This is a genomic window from Cryobacterium sp. TMT1-3 (assembly GCF_004402315.1).
Classification (GTDB): Bacteria; Actinomycetota; Actinomycetes; order Actinomycetales; family Microbacteriaceae; genus Cryobacterium; species Cryobacterium luteum.
Genome location: NZ_SOFW01000022.1, coordinates 38,950 through 58,601 on the forward strand (window position 1 = coordinate 38,950; position 19,652 = coordinate 58,601).

General features: G+C 66.1%; 20 protein-coding genes. 4 read left to right on the forward strand and 16 right to left on the reverse strand.

Features of this window, described 5'->3' with window-relative positions:
• Positions 1 to 54: 54 nt before the first annotated feature.
• From E3O25_RS07390 to hrcA, 11 genes are all read right to left on the reverse strand, one after another.
• A complete protein-coding gene (locus E3O25_RS07390; RefSeq protein ID WP_134360846.1) occupies positions 55 to 3,810 on the reverse strand; it encodes an SCO7613 C-terminal domain-containing membrane protein in 3,756 nt (1,251 codons plus the stop codon).
• Positions 3,807 to 4,052 carry a helix-turn-helix transcriptional regulator gene (locus E3O25_RS07395; RefSeq protein ID WP_134360847.1) on the reverse strand — a complete coding sequence of 82 codons (246 nt, stop codon included), beginning with the start codon at positions 4,050 to 4,052 and terminating at the stop codon, positions 3,807 to 3,809. The genes E3O25_RS07390 and E3O25_RS07395 overlap by 4 nt, the downstream gene beginning before the upstream one ends.
• Positions 4,052 to 4,528, reverse strand: coding sequence for a DUF2975 domain-containing protein (locus tag E3O25_RS07400; RefSeq protein WP_092112389.1), 477 nt, complete (start codon positions 4,526 to 4,528; stop codon positions 4,052 to 4,054). The genes E3O25_RS07395 and E3O25_RS07400 overlap by 1 nt, the downstream gene beginning before the upstream one ends.
• Before the next feature lie 325 nt (positions 4,529 to 4,853).
• Positions 4,854 to 5,771, reverse strand: a complete 918-nt coding sequence (era, locus tag E3O25_RS07405; RefSeq protein ID WP_092112387.1) for a GTPase Era — start codon at positions 5,769 to 5,771, stop codon at positions 4,854 to 4,856.
• Positions 5,768 to 7,105 (reverse strand): hemolysin family protein, encoded by a 1,338-nt coding sequence (locus E3O25_RS07410; protein ID WP_174721721.1) that lies wholly within the window; start codon positions 7,103 to 7,105, stop codon positions 5,768 to 5,770. Before E3O25_RS07410 ends, era begins: the two co-directional genes overlap by 4 nt.
• Complete coding sequence (gene ybeY, locus E3O25_RS07415) at positions 7,105 to 7,569, reverse strand: rRNA maturation RNase YbeY (RefSeq protein WP_092112383.1); 465 nt, start codon at positions 7,567 to 7,569, stop codon at positions 7,105 to 7,107. The genes E3O25_RS07410 and ybeY overlap by 1 nt, the downstream gene beginning before the upstream one ends.
• On the reverse strand, positions 7,566 to 8,576 hold the full coding sequence (locus E3O25_RS07420; RefSeq protein WP_092112382.1) for a PhoH family protein: 1,011 nt from the start codon (positions 8,574 to 8,576) through the stop codon (positions 7,566 to 7,568). The genes ybeY and E3O25_RS07420 overlap by 4 nt, the downstream gene beginning before the upstream one ends.
• A gap of 43 nt (positions 8,577 to 8,619) precedes the next feature.
• The gene (locus E3O25_RS07425) at positions 8,620 to 8,997 is read right to left on the reverse strand and encodes an HIT domain-containing protein (protein WP_092112380.1); all 378 of its coding nucleotides are present in this window, start codon (positions 8,995 to 8,997) and stop codon (positions 8,620 to 8,622) included.
• 35 nt (positions 8,998 to 9,032) lie between these two features.
• Positions 9,033 to 9,773, reverse strand: a complete 741-nt coding sequence (locus E3O25_RS07430) for a 16S rRNA (uracil(1498)-N(3))-methyltransferase (protein WP_092112378.1) — start codon at positions 9,771 to 9,773, stop codon at positions 9,033 to 9,035.
• Positions 9,774 to 10,877, reverse strand: coding sequence for a molecular chaperone DnaJ (gene dnaJ / locus E3O25_RS07435; RefSeq protein ID WP_092112376.1), 1,104 nt, complete (start codon positions 10,875 to 10,877; stop codon positions 9,774 to 9,776). It abuts the gene before it with no gap.
• Between the two features lie 63 nt (positions 10,878 to 10,940).
• Complete coding sequence (gene hrcA / locus E3O25_RS07440; RefSeq protein WP_092112374.1) at positions 10,941 to 11,960, reverse strand: heat-inducible transcriptional repressor HrcA; 1,020 nt, start codon at positions 11,958 to 11,960, stop codon at positions 10,941 to 10,943.
• 240 nt (positions 11,961 to 12,200) lie between these two features.
• Here hrcA and E3O25_RS07445 point away from each other — a divergent pair, with 240 nt between their 5' ends.
• Positions 12,201 to 12,686 carry a DUF4870 domain-containing protein gene (locus E3O25_RS07445; RefSeq protein WP_134360848.1) on the forward strand — a complete coding sequence of 162 codons (486 nt, stop codon included), beginning with the start codon at positions 12,201 to 12,203 and terminating at the stop codon, positions 12,684 to 12,686.
• Between the two features lie 103 nt (positions 12,687 to 12,789).
• Positions 12,790 to 13,161 (forward strand): DUF4870 domain-containing protein, encoded by a 372-nt coding sequence (locus E3O25_RS07450; RefSeq protein ID WP_241983874.1) that lies wholly within the window; start codon positions 12,790 to 12,792, stop codon positions 13,159 to 13,161.
• A gap of 63 nt (positions 13,162 to 13,224) precedes the next feature.
• Here E3O25_RS07450 and hemW read toward each other — a convergent pair whose 3' ends face one another.
• Genes hemW through E3O25_RS07475 form a run of 5 tightly spaced genes read right to left on the reverse strand, consistent with a single transcriptional unit; the run spans position 13,225 to position 18,204 of the window.
• Complete coding sequence (gene hemW / locus E3O25_RS07455) at positions 13,225 to 14,448, reverse strand: radical SAM family heme chaperone HemW (RefSeq protein ID WP_092112370.1); 1,224 nt, start codon at positions 14,446 to 14,448, stop codon at positions 13,225 to 13,227.
• Between the two features lie 46 nt (positions 14,449 to 14,494).
• On the reverse strand, positions 14,495 to 15,142 hold the full coding sequence (locus E3O25_RS07460) for a DUF1990 family protein (protein WP_092112368.1): 648 nt from the start codon (positions 15,140 to 15,142) through the stop codon (positions 14,495 to 14,497).
• Positions 15,143 to 15,147: 5 nt separating this feature from the next.
• Positions 15,148 to 16,998 carry a translation elongation factor 4 gene (gene lepA, locus E3O25_RS07465; RefSeq protein WP_092112366.1) on the reverse strand — a complete coding sequence of 617 codons (1,851 nt, stop codon included), beginning with the start codon at positions 16,996 to 16,998 and terminating at the stop codon, positions 15,148 to 15,150.
• 46 nt (positions 16,999 to 17,044) lie between these two features.
• Positions 17,045 to 17,773: a sigma factor gene (locus tag E3O25_RS07470; protein WP_241988533.1), complete on the reverse strand. Its 729-nt coding sequence runs from the start codon at positions 17,771 to 17,773 to the stop codon at positions 17,045 to 17,047.
• Between the two features lie 35 nt (positions 17,774 to 17,808).
• A complete protein-coding gene (locus tag E3O25_RS07475) occupies positions 17,809 to 18,204 on the reverse strand; it encodes a YciI family protein (protein WP_134360850.1) in 396 nt (131 codons plus the stop codon).
• A gap of 163 nt (positions 18,205 to 18,367) precedes the next feature.
• Between E3O25_RS07475 and E3O25_RS07480 the strand changes: the two genes are divergently transcribed.
• Positions 18,368 to 19,096, forward strand: coding sequence for an alpha/beta fold hydrolase (locus E3O25_RS07480; RefSeq protein WP_134360851.1), 729 nt, complete (start codon positions 18,368 to 18,370; stop codon positions 19,094 to 19,096).
• Positions 19,097 to 19,384: 288 nt separating this feature from the next.
• Complete coding sequence (gene rpsT / locus E3O25_RS07485; protein ID WP_092112360.1) at positions 19,385 to 19,648, forward strand: 30S ribosomal protein S20; 264 nt, start codon at positions 19,385 to 19,387, stop codon at positions 19,646 to 19,648.
• Positions 19,649 to 19,652 lie beyond the last annotated feature (4 nt).

Below are 19,652 nucleotides of genomic sequence, written 5' to 3' on the forward strand. Positions count from 1 at the left end.
ATGTCAGGCTAGCACCGTTTGGCACGGTTGCGACCACGCTCCTGTCACCCACGCCTAACGCAGATCGCGCAGCCGATCCGTGATGCTGTTCTCCTCCCCCGCGCGTCGCTCATAGGTGACGGCGATGATGAGAAGCACGGCACCGACGACGGCGAGGGTGATCCACCACGGCATCGACTCGATGCCTCGACCGATCTGCACCAGGAACACGAGAACGTTCTCGAGGGGAAGCACGATGATTCCGATCAGGAACGGGGCAGCGAGTTTGAGGCTCGAGCCGATCAGGATGGCCACGAGCGCAATCAGGATCACCAGAATAGCCCGCCAGGTCTGGGGGTCCGTGAAGGTGGCCAGGATCGATGCAAGCAGCAGGGTGACGATGCCGGGAGCGAGCAGCGGCCAGGAGCCGCTCCATCGTGCGGGCCAGCTGTTGACCGTTCCGTCGCGCCCGTTGGCCGTGTCGGGATGCACGCGCGCACCAGTCAGAACGACGACTCCGGCGGCCAGGAGGAACAGGCCCATGGGCAGTGAGAACCATTCGACCCGCAGGTCGCGCGGACTCCACGCCACGATCGCGGTAACCAGGGCGAGCACGAAAGTGAACCATACGGGCGGCAGGCTGGCCGGGTGGGTGCGCATCCGCCAGACAACGACGACCGTCAGGACGAGATACGCCAGCATGAGGCACCACACCATCCAGATCGTGAACCAATCGCGTTCGATCGCGCTCCAGGTGGCAACCGCCACGTACACCGCTGCGGGCGCATAGAGCCAGCGGATGCGTGTGAGTTTCCACTGTTTCGACACCGTCACGCGGATGCCGTGGGCGCCCAGGACCGCAGGCAACGCGCCGGCCACGGCTATTCCGAAGCAAAGCAGAACGAGTGGCACCCCTCCGGTCTGGATCGTGTCGGCGCCGAGGCCGAACCGCACACCCTGGATCGCACCGGCCGCGCCGGCAGCCACAGCAACCGCCAGGGTCGGCAGTTGCAGGACTCCAAGCGATTCGGCGCGCGCCGACGAGCCGCGGCCGAGCACGACCGCGAGACCGAGGAGCAGCCAGGCTGCGGCGACGAGGCCATACCCCCGCCACGGGGCCAGCGCGGCAGTTCCCGTGCCGGAAACGGCCAGAACCACGAGGATCGGCGCGACGGCCACGACCAGACCCGTCGTGAACAGCGGCACGGCGCGGAACCCGCGTTTCGTTCGGATCAGGCCAATCGTGGCAGCGGCCAGGCTCGGCGGAAGCAGGTATGGTTCAAGCGCGCTGATTCCGGCGATGGCCCACAGGCACCACAGCGCGCCGGTGAAGGCGGCAGCGGCAAGCCACCACCCGTAGCGGCGCTTCGCCCAGACGGACGTGGCTGCGGCGCCGAGCCCGAGGATGACCAGCACGATCAAGGTGGTCGGTAGTCCCGCCGCGACGCGCACGAGGGCGAGTGTGACCGCGATCACCGCCGTCAGAAGAGTGGATGCTTCAATCGCCACTCGAGCCGCCGTCACGTCCCGCAGAACGATGCCCCGCCGGCTCAGCGTGCTGCCGATCAGGCCGGTGCCGGGAAGCACAACGGCGACAATGGCGGCGATCACCGGCAGGGTGACGGGAGAGGCGCTGACGAGAAGCACCTGCGCGCCGAGGCAGATCACCACGACGGCGAGTGACGGAACGAGGAGGCCGGCGGCAATGGAGCGGAGCACGATGCCCAGGCCGACACGCCGCGTATTGAGAAGGGTGAGTGCCAACAGAAAGATGAAGGCGGTCGAGAGAGCGGTCCAACCGCTGCGTTCGAAGAGCACCTGTGCGACCCCGATCACGAACGGCACCGACGTCACCACCAGAATCGCGTACCAGGCCGGCGGAGCAAGCCGCCGGAGGAAGGTGGCGGCGATCGCACCGATCGAACCAAGCGATGTGGTGAGGCAGAGCAACGCGATGGTGCCAACGCCCAGCTGGTCGAGCGCCATTGCGAAGACGACCAGTGCGTAGGCATAGCCCGCACCGACGTGGAGGAACCGCGCCCTGGCCGGCACCGTTCGGGCGATGACGGCGATCGTGGCGACAACAGCGATGCCAGCCCAGACCGCCACAACGGCATCGACCAGGGAGCAGACCGTGGCCAGCAGTACCGCGAAATGGACGGCCAGCACGAGTGGCAGCCGCATATTGAGGGGCGCCTGGCGGAGGCGAGGCACAGCGACGAGCGCACCACTGAACATCACGGCGAGGCCGACCGCGATCGCGATGCGGGACCAGAGGGGGAAGACGGGCTGACAGGCCAGGGTCAGCGCGGCCAGGGCGACGAGCCAGATCGCACTCGAAGCGGTCCATGCTGCCACCGGGAGGGAACCCGCATCGACCGCAGCGGCATCCGTTCTCGTTGCGCTTCTGCGCCGGGCCAAAACCGAGAACGCGCCGAGCCCGGCCGACATGGCGGCCAGGCCGAGCACAACAGCGAGAACACCGTCTGGAGGCAGCACGCCCGTCGCACCGAGGTCGGAGCCGCTGAGCGCGGTGAGCACCGTCACGGCTCCGAGCAGCACGGCTGAGAGAATGGGCGAGAGCACGCTCACACCGGCCAGTGCGAAGGCACCAGCCAGGAATGACCGCACTTTGAGCGTGCGCAGTCTCGGGGCAACTGCCTGCAGCACGAGCAGCGCGGCGGCCCCGGCAGCCGGGGCGACGGACAAATACCACACTCCCGCCCCGTGTGCTCCGAGGTTTAGTGCGAACGGGAGGCTGACGGCAGCGGCCATCGCCGCAGCGCCGGTCACTGCGCTCCAGAAGTTTCGGGCGAGCTGCCGAGTCGACAGCAGGGCAAGCGCGGCGACAGCGGTCACCACCGCGGTGATCGTCAGCCAGTACCCGGTCGTGGTGGTTACCTCGATGAACCCGGTCTGTGCCAGCACGGTGCCGGTCGCGATGATTTGAATCGTCGCGAGCGTCATCCGCTCCAACCGGAGGCCCCCAGCGAACCGCGGTGAAAGAGCCGGAGTCGTTTCGACGAGGGCAAGGGCGACGAACGCCACTCCAAGATGCCCCACGGTCGCCGACAGTGTCGTTCCTCCCGCGTAGCCCAGCATCGCGGGGGCGAGGGTGAGACCGGCGAGCGAAATCCAGAGCCAGCCGCGGATGCGGGTGAGAGTCGCCAGAACGACCATGATGCCGCCACTGACAAGCGTTCCGCTGGCGGCGAGCACCCACGGGCACACTTCGGTCGGGGCTAGTTGTGAGAGTGCATAGACATCGAGGGCGATAAAGACCATTCCGAGGCCGCCGACAGCTTCCGCCGAGAATTGCAGCTGACGGCGGGCAAGCAGCCAGGCACCCGCCAGAAAGAGGAGGGTGATCAGCCCGACGATCACGCTGCGCAGGGCGTGATCGGTGAGGTCGGGATTGAAGAAGGTGAAGACGACCGCGGAGACCGCGAACAATCCGGCACCAGCGACGGCCAGCACGGACTGCACCGTTGCGCTCGACCGTGGCGCGACGGTGACAGCCGCACCAGTCGCACCACGCGGCCCGGTCATCCGCTGCGGAATCGGTGTCGGCGGGGCAGCGCTGGGCTCGGCTGCGGTGGCCCGGGATGGATGCGACACGCGCACGAGTGCGTCCTGTCGCGCCACGAGCGCCGCGGCGGCGGACTCGGAGGCGGCCCAGAGCTCGGCGGCCAGATGGCCGACCAGTTCGGCGCCGCACGTGGAGCAGGGGCTGTCGGGTAGTGCGGCCTCACAGACCGGGCACGAGGTGCGGTCGAGCAGATGGCGAATCGCGATGTCGCTCCAGGGCTGTACGGCGCGAGGCACGCTCATTCCCCCACCGAAACGGTTGCGGCCGCACTGGCCCCTTGTTCCGGCACCCACATGAAGATGTCGCCGGGCTGGCATTCGAGCACGCGGCAGATGGCATCGAGGGTGGAGAATCGCACGGCCTTCGCCCGACCGTTCTTGAGCACGGATACGTTGGCCGGTGTGATGTCGATCGCGGCGGCGAAGTCGGCGACCGACATCTTCTTTTTGGCGAGTTCGACGTCAAGGTTGATCACGATGGGCATCAGACCACTTCCGCCAGGTCGCGTTCGAGTTGAGAGGCTTGGCGCAGAAGCCCGCGCATCACGACGACCAGCAAGGCAAGTCCCGAGCCGATGACAATGCCCAGCAGGCACAGGACGGTGACCGAGGGCGAAGCCACACCGACGACGGCAAGGGTGATGAACGAACCGCAGATGAGGAGTGTCGCCACGGCGACGAGGGCGAGGACGATATTCACATAGGTGAATGCGGTGGCGCTGAAGATGGTGGATGCCCGCACCAGGGACAACAGCCGCCAGACGCAGACGAGGGCGACCTGCACACAGAGCAGGAACACCACGGTGACGATGATGGCGGGCACGTGGAGGTAGCCGAGCTGCGGGGACCTGGCGATCATCTGCTGCGCGACCGCGGGAACCACGAACACCTGGCACACCAGCAGGAGTGCGACCAGTGCAATGATGAGCGTTTTCAGGGTGACGATCGCGGTGCGATGCATGAAATCCTATCGATTATCGGTGTCAATCTATCGATAAACAATATACACAGGTTTTCACAGCCACAGCCACAGCCATAGCCATAGGCACAGGCACCCACTCCCCTGACAGCGAGAACGGCGCAACCAGCATGGACAGCGGGTCTCAGCTACGGTCAGACTTGGGCACATTCCACGGCCGTCCGATCCACGAACAGCGTGTGCCCGGATGCCGGGATGCCGGGCCCAGGTTGCGAAAGCGGGCCCATGATCTAGCCTGGGCCCACTTGCCGGGCCTGGGCCCGATCTGCGGAGGGGGTCCGAACCGACGGCCGCGACGCCCGGCCGGCTAGAAGCCGAGGCGACCGAGCTGCTTTGGGTCGCGCTGCCATTCCTTGGCGATCTTGACCCGCAGGGAGAGAAACACGCGCTTGCCGACGAGCGGTTCGATCTGTTTGCGGGCGCGAGTGCCGACATCCTTCAGGCGGCTGCCCGACTTGCCGATGATGATGCCCTTCTGGCTGTCCCGCTCCACGAACAAGTTGGCGTAGATCTCGACCAGTTCCTGGTCGTCACGCTCAATGATGTCGTCGATGGTGACGGCGATGGAGTGCGGCAGTTCGTCGGTGACGCCCTCGAGCGCCGCCTCCCGAATGAATTCCGAGATACGCGATTCGAGAGTTTCGTCGGTGACCGCGTCGGCCGGGTAGAGCGGAGCGTCGGCGTACGGCAGCAGGCGCAGCAGCTCGGTGGCGAGGGTGTCCAGCTGGATGCGGCTGGTCGAGGAGATCGGCACGATCGCCTCCCAGTCCCGCAACTGGGACACGGCCAACAGCTGATTGGCGACGTTGGTCTTGGAGGACGCATCGATTTTGGTGACGATGGCAACCTTTTTGGCGCGCGGGAAGGCATCCAGTTGTTCGTTGATGAATTTGTCCCCCGGGCCGATCGGTTCGTTGGCCGGGATGCACAGTCCGATCACGTCGACGCCGGCGAGCGTCGCGGTGACGAGGCTGTTGAGGCGTTCACCGAGCAGGGTGCGCGGGCGGTGGATACCGGGAGTGTCGACCAGGATCAGCTGGCCGTTCTTCTGGTGCACGATGCCGCGAATGGCACGGCGGGTGGTTTGCGGCTTTGACGAGGTGATCGCGACCTTCTCGCCCACCAGCGCGTTCGTCAGGGTGGACTTGCCCACGTTGGGGCGTCCCACAAACGAGACGAATCCCGCTCGGTACCCGCTCGGGTGAGGCTCGGTTGCTCCGGTCATGACCGTTCTCCTTCATCATCTGACACTGTGCTTGGGGTACTCGTGGGTACCGTAAGGAATGCGATCTGTGCATCGATCAACGCCGCGTCGCGTTCCACCAGCACGGTGCTGATGCGTTTGCGGCGGCCTTCGGTGCGCTCGGCGGTGAGGTTCAAACCACTCACCGAGGCCACCGACCCGGCCACGGGCAACCGTCCCAGGGCTTTGGCCAGCAGGCCACCCACCGAATCGACATCGTCGTCGTCAAGTTCCAGGTTGAAGAGTTCGCCCAGTTCATCGACGGGCAGCCGGGCGCTCACCCGAAATTGCCCGTTGCCGAGGTCTTCGAACTCGACCACGTCGCGGTCGTACTCGTCGGAAATGTCGCCGACGAGCTCCTCGATCAGGTCTTCGAGGGTGACCAGCCCGGCGATTCCGCCGTACTCGTCGACGACCATGGCGAGGTGGTTGGACTCGAGCTGCATCTGCCGCAGCATGGCGTCGGCCTTCTTGGACTCGGGCACGAAAACGGCCGGTCTGGCCAGATCGGCCACGGTGAGCTGGAGGGCGTTGATCGGCCGCTCGAACACCAGCCGGGCAACGTCACGCAGGTACAGGATGCCGGCGACGTCGTCGACCTCCCCGTCCAGCACGGGCACCCGGGACGTCCCGCTGCGGAGGAACAGGCCCATTGCCGCATCGATGCTCGCGCCGGCGTCGATGGTGATCATGTCGGTGCGCGGAATCATCACCTCGCGCACGACCGTCTCGCTGAATTCGAAGATGGAGTGGATGAGCTCGCGGTCGTCTTCTTCGAGCACGTCGAGCTCGGTGGCCTCGTCGACCATGCTGAGCAGCTGGTCTTCGGAGGTGAAGGTGGCGAGTTTGGTGCGTCCCGGGGTGACCCTGTTGCCGAGGGCGACCAGCGCGTTGGCGATCGGTCCGAGCAGCAAGCGGGCGATGTGCACGAGGAGGGCGGTCGCGGTCAGCAGCCCGACCGGGTGGGCTCGGCCGACGCTGCGCGGGCTGGCGCCGACCAGCACGAACGAGACCGAGGTCATGATGAGCGCCGACAGCAGCAGTGCCAGCCAGAGCGCGTCGATGGTCGTCGCGAAGACGAGGGTCACCAGCACGGCCGCGGTCGTCTCAGCGGTGATCCGAATGAAGTTGATGGCGTTGAGGTGTGCCCCGGCGTCGTCGGCGATGGCCTGGAGCGATCGTTTGGCCCGATGATTCGGCACCAGGCCGGCGATGTCGGCTCGGGATTGGCCGGTGATCGCCGCGTCGACGGCGGCCATCAAACCGGCGAAAACGACCAGGATGACGGCCGAGTAAATGAACCACACGATGTGCATCAGTGGCGTTGTCGTTCCTGCATGGCGAAGCCGATGAGAATGTCACGCTGAATGCCGAACATCTCCTTCTCTTCCGCCGGTTCGGCGTGGTCAAAGCCGAGCAGGTGCAGCACACCGTGCGTTGTCAGCAGCAGCAGCTCGTCGAGGGTGCTGTGGCCGGCGGTCTCGGCCTGCTCCTTGGCGACCTGCGGGCAGAGCACAATATCACCGAGCAGTCCCGGCGGGGTTTCCTGCTCCTCGGTGCCCGGACGCAGTTCGTCCATGGGAAAACTCAGAACGTCGGTGGGGCCCGGCTCATCCATCCACTGCACGTGCAGCTGCTCCATGGCGCCCTCGTCGACGAGCACGATGGCGAGTTCGGCGTCGGCGTGCACGTGCATGGTGTCGAGCGCGAAGGCAGCGAGGCGCAAAATGGCGGCCTCATCGACCGGGATGGTCGACTCGTTGTTGATTTCGATGCTCAACTGGAACTCCGTTTCGGGTTGCGGCCTGACGCAGTGCGCTGCGGGCCGCGGGTGGCGAATTCTCGGGCTTCGGCGCTCTCCTGACGAAGGGCCTGCTTCTGCGCGTCATAGTCGGTGTAGGCGTCGACGATGCGGCCGACGAGTGAGTGCCGCACCACGTCAGCGCTGCTCAGATAGGCGAAGTGGATGTCGTCGATCCCGTCGAGCACGCGCGTGACCAGTTTCAGTCCGCTCGTGCCGGCCGGCAGGTCGATCTGGGTGATGTCGCCGGTGATGACCATCTTCGAGCCGAAGCCGAGGCGGGTCAGAAACATCTTCATCTGTTCCGGCGTGGTGTTCTGCGCTTCGTCGAGCACGACGAAGCTCGCGTTCAGGGTGCGACCACGCATGTAGGCGAGCGGCGCCACCTCGATCGTGCCGGCAGCGAGCATTTTGGGAATCAGTTCGGGGTCGAGCATCTCGCCGAGAGCGTCGTAGAGGGGCCGCAGGTAGGGGTCGATCTTGTCGGTGAGGGTGCCGGGCAGAAAACCGAGCCGCTCGCCCGCCTCGACCGCCGGTCGGGTCAGAATGATGCGCTCGACCTCTTTGTTCTGCAGGGCGCGCACCGCCTTCGCCATGGCGAGGTAGGTCTTGCCGGTGCCGGCCGGCCCGATGCCGAACACGATGGTGTTGTCGTCGATCGCGTCGACGTAGTCCTTCTGGCCGAGCGACTTAGCCCGAATGCTCTTGTTGCGCGCCGTCAGGATGGGGGCGCCGAGTTGGGCGGAGGGGCTCACGGAACTGTCGGCGGCGAGCATCCGTGCTGAGGTGGCCACCTCGGTCTCGCCGAGGTCGTGGCCGGTGCGCAGGGCTAGTTGCAGTTCGTCGATCAGTCGGCGCACGGCTGCGACGTCATCGGCGCTGCCGCCGAGGGTGACATCGTTGCCACGCACGTGCACGTCGACGTTGGGGTACGCGGCCTCGATGGTGCTGAGGTAGCGGTCTTCAGGGCCGAGCAGGCGCACCATGGCGACGCCGTCAACGGAGAAGCGCAATTCTGCCTTATCGGGATCAGAGTGCGCCAAGCGAGTCCTCCCCCAGCGTGTCGGTCGGTGTTGGGCTGCCCAAAACGTGGGCGTGCACGTGGAACACGGTCTGGCCGGCGGCGGCCCCGGTGTTGAAAACCAGGCGGAACTGCCCGTTGGTGCGCTCGGCGGCAATCTGCTCGGCCACGGCGACGAGTTGGGCGAGCAGGGCGGGGTTGCCGGCGGCAAGGTCGACGACGTTGTGGTACTGCGGGTCTTTGGTGGTGACCACGACGTGCACGGGGGCTTTCGGTGCGATGTCGAGGAACGCGATGATGTTTTCGGTCTCGGCCACGATCGTCGCCGGAATCTCCCGCGCGATGATTCGACTGAAAATGGACGGCTCGGCGCCAGAAGAAGACATGCCTCTATCTTAAGCGGCGCTGTCAGCGGCTCGCACTACCAGCGGCCGAGCGTCGCATTGAGAATCGCGAGTGCTGCCGGACCGGCGGTCGACGTGCGCAGCACGGTGTCACCGAGGCGCACCTGACTGGCACCGGCTTGCTCGAGCAGCAGCAGTTCAGCCGGGGAGATTCCACCTTCCGGGCCGACGACGAGCAGAATGTCACGGTCGTCGGTGGGCGCAGCCACCTCGGTGAGGCGAGCGGATGCGGTCGGGTCGAGCAGCAGCATCCGTGTGGTGCCGGCGAGCACGGCGAGTTGTTTGGTGCTCACCAGCGGGGCGACGTCGGGCAGCCAGGCTCGAATGGATTGTTTGCTGGCCTCGCGCACGATGCTGCTCCACCGTTCGTGGCCCTTGGCGATCTTTTGGCCCTCCCACCTGGTGATGGAGCGGGCGGCCGACCACGGGATAACGCCGTCGACGCCGAGTTCGGTGGCAGCCTGAATGGCGAGTTCGTCACGGTCGCCCTTGGCCAGGGCCTGCACCAATCGGATGCGCGGCGCCGCCGCCGGCGTCTCGCTCGCGTCGTTGACGCGCAGGGTCAACGACGCAGCCTCCGCCGTCAATACCGTACCGTCGAGCAGCAACCCGGCCCCATTGCCCACGCGGAGCCGATCCCCGGGACGCACCCGGCTGACCGTCACCGCGTGGCGCGCCTCGGCACCGTCGACAGAAACGACCTGCCCCGGGCGGCACTCGATCGTGCGCAGCGATTCCTGCAGGTAGAAATGTGCCATTTAGCCGAGGAACCGGTCGCGCAGCTTGGCGAACAGGCCCTGCTGGTACTGGCTCAGGGTGGGTGCCGGGGCGGCGTAGCGCGCCGCGAACTGCTCGATCAAGTCGCGTTCCTTGTGGTCGAGTTTGCTCGGTGTGACCACGTGGATACCGATCTTGAGGTCGCCACGGCCGCTGCCACGCAACTTGGTGATGCCGCGGTCCTTGATCGTGAGCACCTCGGAACTCTGCGCACCGGGGCGGATCTCCACCTCGATATCACCGTCGAGGGCCTTCACGGTGACGCTCGTGCCGAGAATGGCGCTGGTCATGGGCACGTCGAGCGAGCACATGAGGTCGTCGCCGTCGCGGCTGAACACGTCGTGATGGCGCACCTTCATCTCGAGGTACAGGTCGCCGTTCGGACCGGCAGCCGGGCCGGCCTCGCCACTGCCGGGCATCTGCAGGCGCAGGCCGGTGTCGACTCCGGCCGGAATGTCGACCGGAACCGTGCGGCGGGCGCGCACACGGCCCTGGCCGGAGCACGTCATGCACGGTGTGGCGATGATGGTGCCGTAGCCGCGGCAGGAACCGCACGGGCTCGACGTCATGACGTTGCCGAGCAGGGAGCGCACGGCGCGCTGGATACTGCCGGTGCCGTGGCAGATGTCGCAGGTGATCGGTTGGGTGCCGGGGGCGCAGCAGGAGCCCTGGCAGGTGGCGCAGACGATCGCGGTGTCGACCTCGATGTCCCGGTGCGTGCCGAAGATGACCTCGTCCAGGTCGAGTTCCACCCGGATGAGGGCGTCCTGGCCGCGTTCGCGGCGGGAGCGCGGGCCGCGACTGCCGCCGCCTCCACCACCGAAGAAGGTCTCGAAGATGTCACCGAAGTTGCCGAAGTTCTGCCCGTCGAAGCCGCCGTTCTGGCCGCCCTGGTCATACTTCTGGCGTTGTTTCGCGTCGCTCAGCACGTCATAGGCGTGCGTGATGCTTTTGAACCGTTCCGACGCCTCGGCGCCGGGGTTGACGTCGGGATGCAGTTCGCGGGCGAGGCGACGGTACGCCTTCTTGATTTGATCGGTGGTCGCGTCGCGGTCAACGCCAAGCGCTTCGTAGTGGTCAGCCAAAGGTGGCTCTCCTTGAGGATGTTGTTCGAATTGGGTCGGTGCCGCAGCGCGGCCAGGAAAAATCTAGGTCTCGCCCAGCAGGCGGGAGAGGTAACGGGCGACGGCGCGCACCGCCGCCATATTGTTGGAGTAATCCATGCGGGTGGGTCCGAGCACGCCGAGTCTGGCGAGGTTGCCGTTTGCGGTGTAGCCGCTGGTGAGCACGCTCGCCTCCGGCAGTCCAAAGGCGGCATTTTCGCGGCCGATGCTCACCGAGACACCGTGCTGGTCGGTCTCCATTTCGCCGAACAGTCGCAATAGCACCACCTGCTCCTCGATCGCCTCGAGCACCGGATAGATGCTGCCGGAGAAGTCGTCTTCGGTGCGCACGAGATTCGCGGCCCCGGCCATGACGAGCTTGTCCTGGCGGTTCGCACCGACCTGGTCGGCGAGGGTCTTGGTGATCAGGTCGACGATCGGCTGCAGTGCCGGAGAACCTGGCCAGACGCTCGCGGCGAGAGCCACGCTGGCTTCGGCCATGCCGAGCCCGACAACCGCGACATTTAGCCGCGCACGCACCTCGCCGAGCGTCTGCTCGTCGAGCGCGCGCGGCAGGTCGATCACCCGCTGCTCCACCCCGCCGGAATCGGTGATCAACACCGACAGGATCCGCGTCTCGGTCAGCGGGACGAACTCGATGTGACGCACCTTGGCCCGGGACAGTGAAGGGTACTGCACGAGCGCGACCTGGTGCGTGAGCTGCGACAGCAGGCGCACGCTGCGCACGAGTACCTCGTCGAGGTCGGCGGAGTGGCCGAGAAAGGTTTCGATCGCCTGACGCTGGGCCGGCGTGAGCGGGCGCAGGTCGGCGAGGTGGTCAACGAAAACCCGGTAGCCCTTGTCGGTGGGGATGCGCCCGGACGAGGTGTGCGGCGCCGCGATCAGCTCTTCTTCTTCGAGCAGAGCCATGTCGTTGCGAATGGTGGCGGCGGAGACACCGAAGGAGTGCCGATCGACGATGGATTTGGACCCGACGGGTTCGCGGGACGCGACGTAGTCCTGCACGATGACGCGCAGAACATCGAGGCCACGGTCGGAAACCACTGTGCCCGCCTTCCTGATTTTCGGGGTACTGCTGCACACGAGCGGATGCCCACCCCCGCGCGCGCCGGTGGGCACGCTGGGACGCAGGATTGTCGGCACGTCGTTGGCACTCGCATCCGCTGACTGCTAAGTGTATCGCGACCGGCCGGGTATCGACTGAGCGCGCCCATTGCCAGAAACCGGAAGCGAGCGTTTAATTGCCGCTATACGCTCCCACCGCTTTGAGCGAAAGGCACGATCATGAGCGACCCACAGGCACAACCCCCCGGCGATTCCAGCAATCGTGATCCCAACTACCGTGAGCCCACTGTCGGCCAACCGCCGTATGGCCAACAACCTGGCGGCGGCCCGTACTCCAACCCCGTCGTAGCGGCACCCGTTTCAGAGGGCGACGATCGCCTGTGGGCGTCGCTGGCCCACCTCGGCGGCATCCTGAGTTTTCTGCCGTCCCTGATCATCTGGTTGGTCTTCAAGGACCGCGGTCGTCTCACCAACACGGAGGCTAAGGAGGCGCTGAACTTTCAGATCACCCTGTTGATCGCCTACGCTGCAATCACCGTGGGATCGACGTTCCTGGCCCTCGTCACCTTCGGGATCGGCGGACTCCTCGTGGGCCTCGGCTGGATCGTCTGGCTGGCCGGGGTTATCTTTTCGATCCTGGGGTTTCTGAAGGCCAAGGACGGTCAGAATTACCGATACCCGTTCGCCCTGCGCCTGATCAAATAGGCCTGATCACGTAGCCGCCCAGCGACGTGGGAACGGCGGGACGATTAGTCTGGAGGTCACTGGCACTGCCGTGCCAGTGACCGGGCCGAACACAGGAGACCCCATGTCTGAGCAGAACCCGTACCAGTCAACCCCCGCCAATCCGATGAGCCCGGCTGACGAGAAACTCTGGGCGACGCTGATCCACGTCGGGGGCATCATCTTCAGCTTTCTGCCGGCGCTGATCGGTTACCTCGTGCTGCGCGATCGCGGACCGTTCATTCGCGCGCACACCGCTACGGCGCTGAACTTTCATATCTCGTACTACATCTACGCGGCCGTGCTGGTTCCCATCACCGTCATCACGCTCGGCATCGGCGGCATCCTGTATGCACCGCTCGCCATCGTCGCCCTCGTGTTCATGATTCTGGCCGCGCTCGCCGCCAACCGCGGCGAAGGCTACAGCTACCCGCTCACAATCAAGTTTGTCAGCTGAGCCACTTCGTCAGCTGAGGCACGTTTGTCGATTGAGGCTGACTCCAGTCAGTAGATCGACGCTCTAGTCACTGAGCCGCCGCACCACAGCGTCGGCCAGGAGCCGTCCGCGCAGGGTCAATTCGATCGTCCCGGCGAGAGCAGCCTGGGCATTGACAAGGTCGTCGGCAATGAGGCCGGCGACCTCACGGCGACCGGCCGTCGACAGTGAGGCTACCGGAATGCCGGTGCGGATGCGGCTCTGCAGCAGGATGCGTTCAAGCTCGCGGGTCGGCGCGTCGAGTGTTTCGCGTCCGGCGGCCGGAGAGAGGCCGGCCACTATACGCTCGGCGTAGGCGGCCGGATGCTTGACATTCCACCAGCGCACGCCGCCGACATGGCTGTGTGCGCCGGGACCGACGCCCCACCAGTCCTGGCCGGTCCAGTAGGCGAGGTTGTGCCGAGACCGGTGAGCGTTGCTCGTGGCCCAATTGCTGACCTCATACCAGTCGTAACCGGCGGCATTGAGCAGTTCATCGGCCAGTTCATAGAAGTCGGCCTGCTGGTCGTCGTCGGTCGGGGCGATCTCGCCACGGCGAATCTGCCTGGCGAGCTTGGTGCCGTCCTCGACGATGAGGGAGTATGCGCTCAGGTGGTCGGGCTTGAGGTCGATCGCCTGCTCGAGGCTGGTGCGCCAGTTCGCGAGCGACTCCCCCGGCGTGCCATAGATGAGGTCGAGGCTCACGTCGAGGCCGACGGCGCGGGCCCACTCCACCACGAGCGGCACGCGCTCCGGGTCGTGGGTGCGTTCGAGGGTCGCGAGCACGTGCGGCACGGCCGACTGCATGCCGAAGGACACCCGGGTGAAGCCGGCATCGGCGAGGGCGTGCAGGTAGGCGGCGTCGACCGAGTCCGGGTTCGCCTCTGTGGTGACTTCGGCACCATCCTGCAGGCCCCACTGGTCCCGCACGGCGCTGAGCATCTTCACGAGGTCGGTCACCGGCAGCAGCGTTGGGGTGCCGCCGCCGAAGAACACCGTCGCCACCTCACGGTCCGGCACGCCCGACGCGGTAAGGATACGGCCGGCGGCCTCCACCTCGAGCACGGCCTGGCTGGCATAGTCGCTCTGCTTGACGCCGCGCAATTCCGTCGCGGTGTAGGTGTTGAAATCGCAGTAGCCGCAGCGCACCCGGCAGAACGGCACGTGCAGGTAGACGCCGAAATCGCGTTCGGCCGCGTGGACGGCTGCTGACGCGGGAAGGAGGCCGTCGTCGGGTGCGGGATCGCCGACGGGGTGGGGTCCGGCCATGGGTGGTGCTCCAGTACGTTGAATTCAGTTGGTGATGGCGCCGCTATTAGATGGCACCAGCGGGGTGCAGGGCGCGCAGGTAGAGCCTGGTGAATTTGGCCTGCTGAAAGCGCAGCACCGGCCAGGCCAGGCGGTAATACCAGGTGCTCGCCCGCGAGAACGAGCGGATGGTCAGCCAGACCGAGTCATCCTCTCGATGCTCGACGATGAAGGATTCCTCGCCGCTTTCCGGATGGCCGGCCATGGTGCCGTAGGCGAACCCGATGCGGGTGGCCTCGTCGATCACGTACACGACGCGCACGGGTGCGGTGACCTGGAACAGCCACAGCTTCATTCTCAGGGTCGCCGTCATGCCGTTGGCGATGTAGGGGGTGCCGTCCTCGGCGAAGGTCGCCTCGTTGACCGGATGCTGCTGGCCGGCCGCCGGCGTACCGTCCGGCTGGAAGGTCACCGGGGTGTACTGCACGCCGGTGCCGTTTTCCAGGTCGGTCACCTCCATGCCACTGCCGCGTTGGATTCCCCACGTCATCAGCAGTTTCGTGGCCGCTTCGAAGCGTTCCTGCGAACTGCCGAGCTTGACGCTCTGTTCCATCGGCCGGTAGCCCTTGGGCGGGTAGCTCATCAGATCGGGCGCGAGCGTGCCGCCGATTGCGGCATAGCTGACGGCGGCGTCGGTGAAGGTGGCCCTGCGCATCTGCTCTACTTCTTGTCTTTCGTCTCGATATCGCCGCTCAGCGCAGCGATGAAAGCTTCCTGGGGAACTTCGACCCGGCCGACCATTTTCATGCGCTTCTTACCCTCTTTCTGCTTCTCCAGCAGCTTGCGTTTGCGTGAAATGTCACCACCGTAGCACTTGGCGAGCACGTCCTTGCGCATCGCCGAAATGCTCTCGCGGGCGATGATATGGGCGCCGATCGCGGCCTGGATGGGCACCTCGAACTGTTGGCGGGGAATCAGTTTGCGCAGACGACCGGTCATCAGAGCGCCGTAGGCGTAGGCCTTGTCACGGTGCACGATGGCGCTGAAGGCGTCGACCTGCTCACCCTGCAGCAGGATGTCGACCTTGACCAGGTCGGCTTCCTGCTCGCCCGAGGGCTCGTAGTCGAGCGAGGCGTAGCCCGCGGTGCGGCCCTTGAGCATGTCGAAGAAGTCGAACACGATCTCACCGAGCGGCATCGAGTAGCGAATCTCGACCCGGTCTTCGCCGAGGTATTCCATGCCGAGCAGGGTGCCGCGGCGGCCCTGGCAGAGTTCCATGATGACGCCGACATAGTCTTTGGGCGCGAGGATCGCTGCCTTGACCATGGGCTCGAGCACCTTGGCGATCTTGCCGGTGGGGTACTCGCTCGGGTTGGTCACCGTGATGGTGCGTTTGTCGTCGGTGGTGACTTCGTAGGGCACACTCGGCGCGGTCGTGATCAGGTCGATGTTGAATTCACGCTCGAGGCGTTCTGTGATGATCTCAAGGTGCAGCAGGCCGAGAAATCCGCAGCGAAAGCCGAACCCGAGGGCGACGGATGTCTCCGGCTCGTACCCGAGACTGGCATCAGAGAGCTTGAGCTTGTCGAGGGCCTCGCGCAGCGCCGGATAGTCGCTGCCGTCGATCGGATACAGACCGGAGAAGACCATGGGCTGCGGTTCGTCATAGCCGGGCAGCGCGTCGGTCGCCGGGCGCACCGCGGTCGTGATGGTGTCGCCGACCTTGGACTGCCGCACGTCTTTCACACCGGTGATCAGGTAGCCGACCTCGCCGACCTTCAGGCCCTTGCTCTCGACCGGTTCCGGCGAGATGACGCCGATCTCGAGGATCTCGTGGGTCGCCTTGGTCGACATCATCTGGATTTTCTCGTGGGCCTTGAGGTGGCCGTCGATCATGCGCACGTAGGTGACGACGCCGCGGTAGCTGTCGTAGACCGAGTCGAAGATCATGGCGCGGGCGGCGGCATCCGGGTTGCCCTTCGGTGCCGGAATCATGGTCGTAGCGAGGTTGAGCAGTTCCTCGACCCCCGCGCCGGTCTTGCCGGAAACGCGCAGCACGTCCTCGGGGCGACCACCGATGAGGCTCGCCAGTTCGCGGGCATATTTCTCAGGGTCGGCGGCGGGCAGGTCGATCTTGTTGAGCACCGGAATAATCGTGAGGTCGTTCTCGAGGGCGAGGTAGAGGTTGGCGAGGGTTTGGGCTTCGATGCCCTGGGCCGCGTCGACCAGCAGGATGGCGCCCTCGCAGGCGGCGAGGCTGCGGGAAACCTCGTAGGTGAAGTCGACGTGCCCGGGGGTGTCGATCATGTTGAGCGCGTACGTGACGCCGTCGAGCTCCCACGGCATGCGCACAGCCTGGCTCTTGATCGTGATGCCGCGTTCACGCTCGATGTCCATGCGGTCCAGGTACTGGGCTCGCATGGAACGCTCGTCGACGACGCCGGTGATCTGCAGCATGCGGTCGGCGAGCGTCGACTTGCCATGGTCGATGTGGGCGATGATGCAAAAGTTGCGGATGAACTCGGGGGCCGTGGCGGCCGGTTCCAGCGCGTGAAGGGCTCTCGGTGACATAGTTCGTCTATTCTTCCATGCTCCGGCGGTTGGCAGTCCCCGTGCGTTACCCGAGGTCGTCGCGGGTGCGCTGCTGACGAGCGCGAGCGGCGGCATCCGTCGTCAGGGCAATCGTTCGAGCATAGGCGGCGCGGGCGCTCTGGAATTGGCCGGCCTGGGCGAGCAGGTAGGCCCGGGTGGCCCAAGCCGGCTGAAAGTCGTCGGCGCCCTCGATGCGCTCGAGCGCCTGCAAAGCGGCTTCGGCACCGTCGACGTCGCTGATGGCGACGCACAGGGCGACGTGGGCGCCGAGTGTCGTCGCGAGATAGAGCGCCTCACCGCCGAGCGAATTAACCTCGCGCGATGCCGCCGTCTGCCAGACGATGGCGTAGGCACCGTAAATGGCTTCCAGAACGGGCGGCAGGCGCCAGGCAAGCTCGGAGCGTTCGGGGATCCTGAACGGGACGCGAGCGGCGCGGACCCGCCGTTTTGCCCGTACCAACCGCTGGGCCAGGGCGGTCGGCGACAGGTGGAACACCGCAGCGATCCGCGCCGAGTCCATGCCGAGCACGCCGAGGGGAACCTGGCGGCGCGGCGCGGCCGATTTCCAGAGATCGCGCAGGCGATTGCGAGCCACCGTCACCAGCCAGCCTTTCGGATTGTCAGGAATGCCCGTCTGAGGCCAGGACTTGAGCGCCTGTTCGAAAGCATCGGAGAGGGCGTCTTCGGCGGCGGGGATGTCGCCGGTGGGTGCGGCGAGCACGGCGAGCAGGCGCCCGTAGGAGGCGCGGGCCACCTGCTCGGCCCGCGCCTGGGCATCCGTCCGGCTGATCAGGCCTCAGCTGTCTCGTTGACCTGGCTGTGCCTCGCACCTTCGCGGAAAATGATGGCAGAGGGGAGGATCTCAACGGCCCCATACTGGGCGCCCGGGCACCTCTCGGCCCAGCCGATGGCCGCGTCGAGGTCGGGCACATCAATGACAAAGGTTCCGTTGAGGCGTTCCTTGGTGTCAATGAACGCGCCGTCCTGCACCAGCAGGGAACCGTCACGCACCGAGATGGTGGTTGCGTGGGCGACCGGCTGCAAGATGTCTGCGGAGACGAGCACCCCGGCGGCATCGAGCGACTTCGCCCAGGCGTCAAAGGCCGCGCGGCCCCACTCCATGGCTTCGTCGCTGACCTCGGCGTCGCCGGCTTCTTGGCTCATGACGAGCAGTGAGTATTGCATAGTGGTTTCCCTTCTGATCATTTGATCGTGACACCGACATGACGATCGAGACAGGGCGGAATCGACACCCCGGCGCGAACTCTTGTCGATGCGTGAGGGTTCAGGGCTGGAGCCTCGCCCGACGATCAGCCCACTCCGGGTGCGGCTGGCTAGGCTCACCGGCATGGAGACTGCCCCGCCCCGTGTGCCGGTTCTCCTGGTGCATGGCATCCGTGCCTCGGCCACGATGTGGCGCGTGCAGGAGGAGGCGCTGCGCACCGCCGGGCACCCGGTGCTTGCGATCGATCTGCCCGGCCACGGTCAGCGGATGCAGGAACCGTTCACGGTGCGGGCCGCGCTCGCCGCCATCGACGCCGGGGTGGCGGCGCTCGGCGGCCGGGTGCTGCTCGTTGGCCTCTCCCTCGGCGGCTATTACGCCGTCGCCTACGCTGCCGAGCATCCTGACCGGGTGGCCGGTCTCGTCGCCGCCGGGTGCAGCGCCGAACCGCGCGGCGTGCTCCTCGAGGGGTACCGGCTGCTTGCTCGCACCATTCACCGACTGCCCGACCGGGGGCTCTGGCTACACGAGACCATGGCACGGCTGCTCCTGCCTGCGGCGGGAGCGCGCGATGTGCTCGCGGGCGGCGCCGCCCTCGACGTGATGGATTCCGGACTGCGCGCGACCGCGACGCTGACTCCCCTGGCCAGCCTGGCCGCGTATCCGGGTCCGATCTGGCTGGTCAACGGCGCCCTCGATCATTTTCGACTGAACGAGCGACGCTTTCTGGCCGCCTGCCGCAACGGCCAGGTCCTCATGGTGCCGGGGGCGACGCACCTGTCGAGTCTGGCCCAGCCGGAACGTTTCACGGCCATCCTCCTGCGGATCGCCGAGCGGGTGTCCAGCGCCGCGTGAGGTCGGCCACCGCACGCGCTTGGTGGAGTCCGGGTTGGGCGTGGGCATCCGCTGCGGCGGGCGACCAGCGGGAAGCGAGCGTGGGCATCCGCTGCGGGAGCGTCCATCGGCGAAGCGGGGGCGGGCATCCGCTGAGGGAGCGGACCGGTTTGGGGGTGCGAGCAATTGCTGGTAGCGTTAGTGGTTGGCTTGCGTGTTGGGTCCCACCCCGCACGATTTTCGCCGCTCAAGCGCCCTCTACCCGCTGAGCGGCTGTCCGTACTACAACCTAACGAAAGCGTAAAAAACGTGGCAAATATCAAGTCGCAGATCAAGCGAATTGGCACCAACAAGAAGTCCCAGGAGCGCAACAAAGCCGTCAAGAGCGAGTTCAAGTCCGCGATCCGCGCGACGCGCACCGCGATTGCCGCTGGCGACAAGGACAAGGCCGTCGTCGGTCTCGCCTTTGCTTCCAAGAAGCTCGACAAGGCCGTCAGCAAGGGTGTCATCCACCAGAACCAGGCTGCGAACAAGAAGTCGGCCATCGCTAAGGCTGTCGGCGCACTGGTCTGATCAG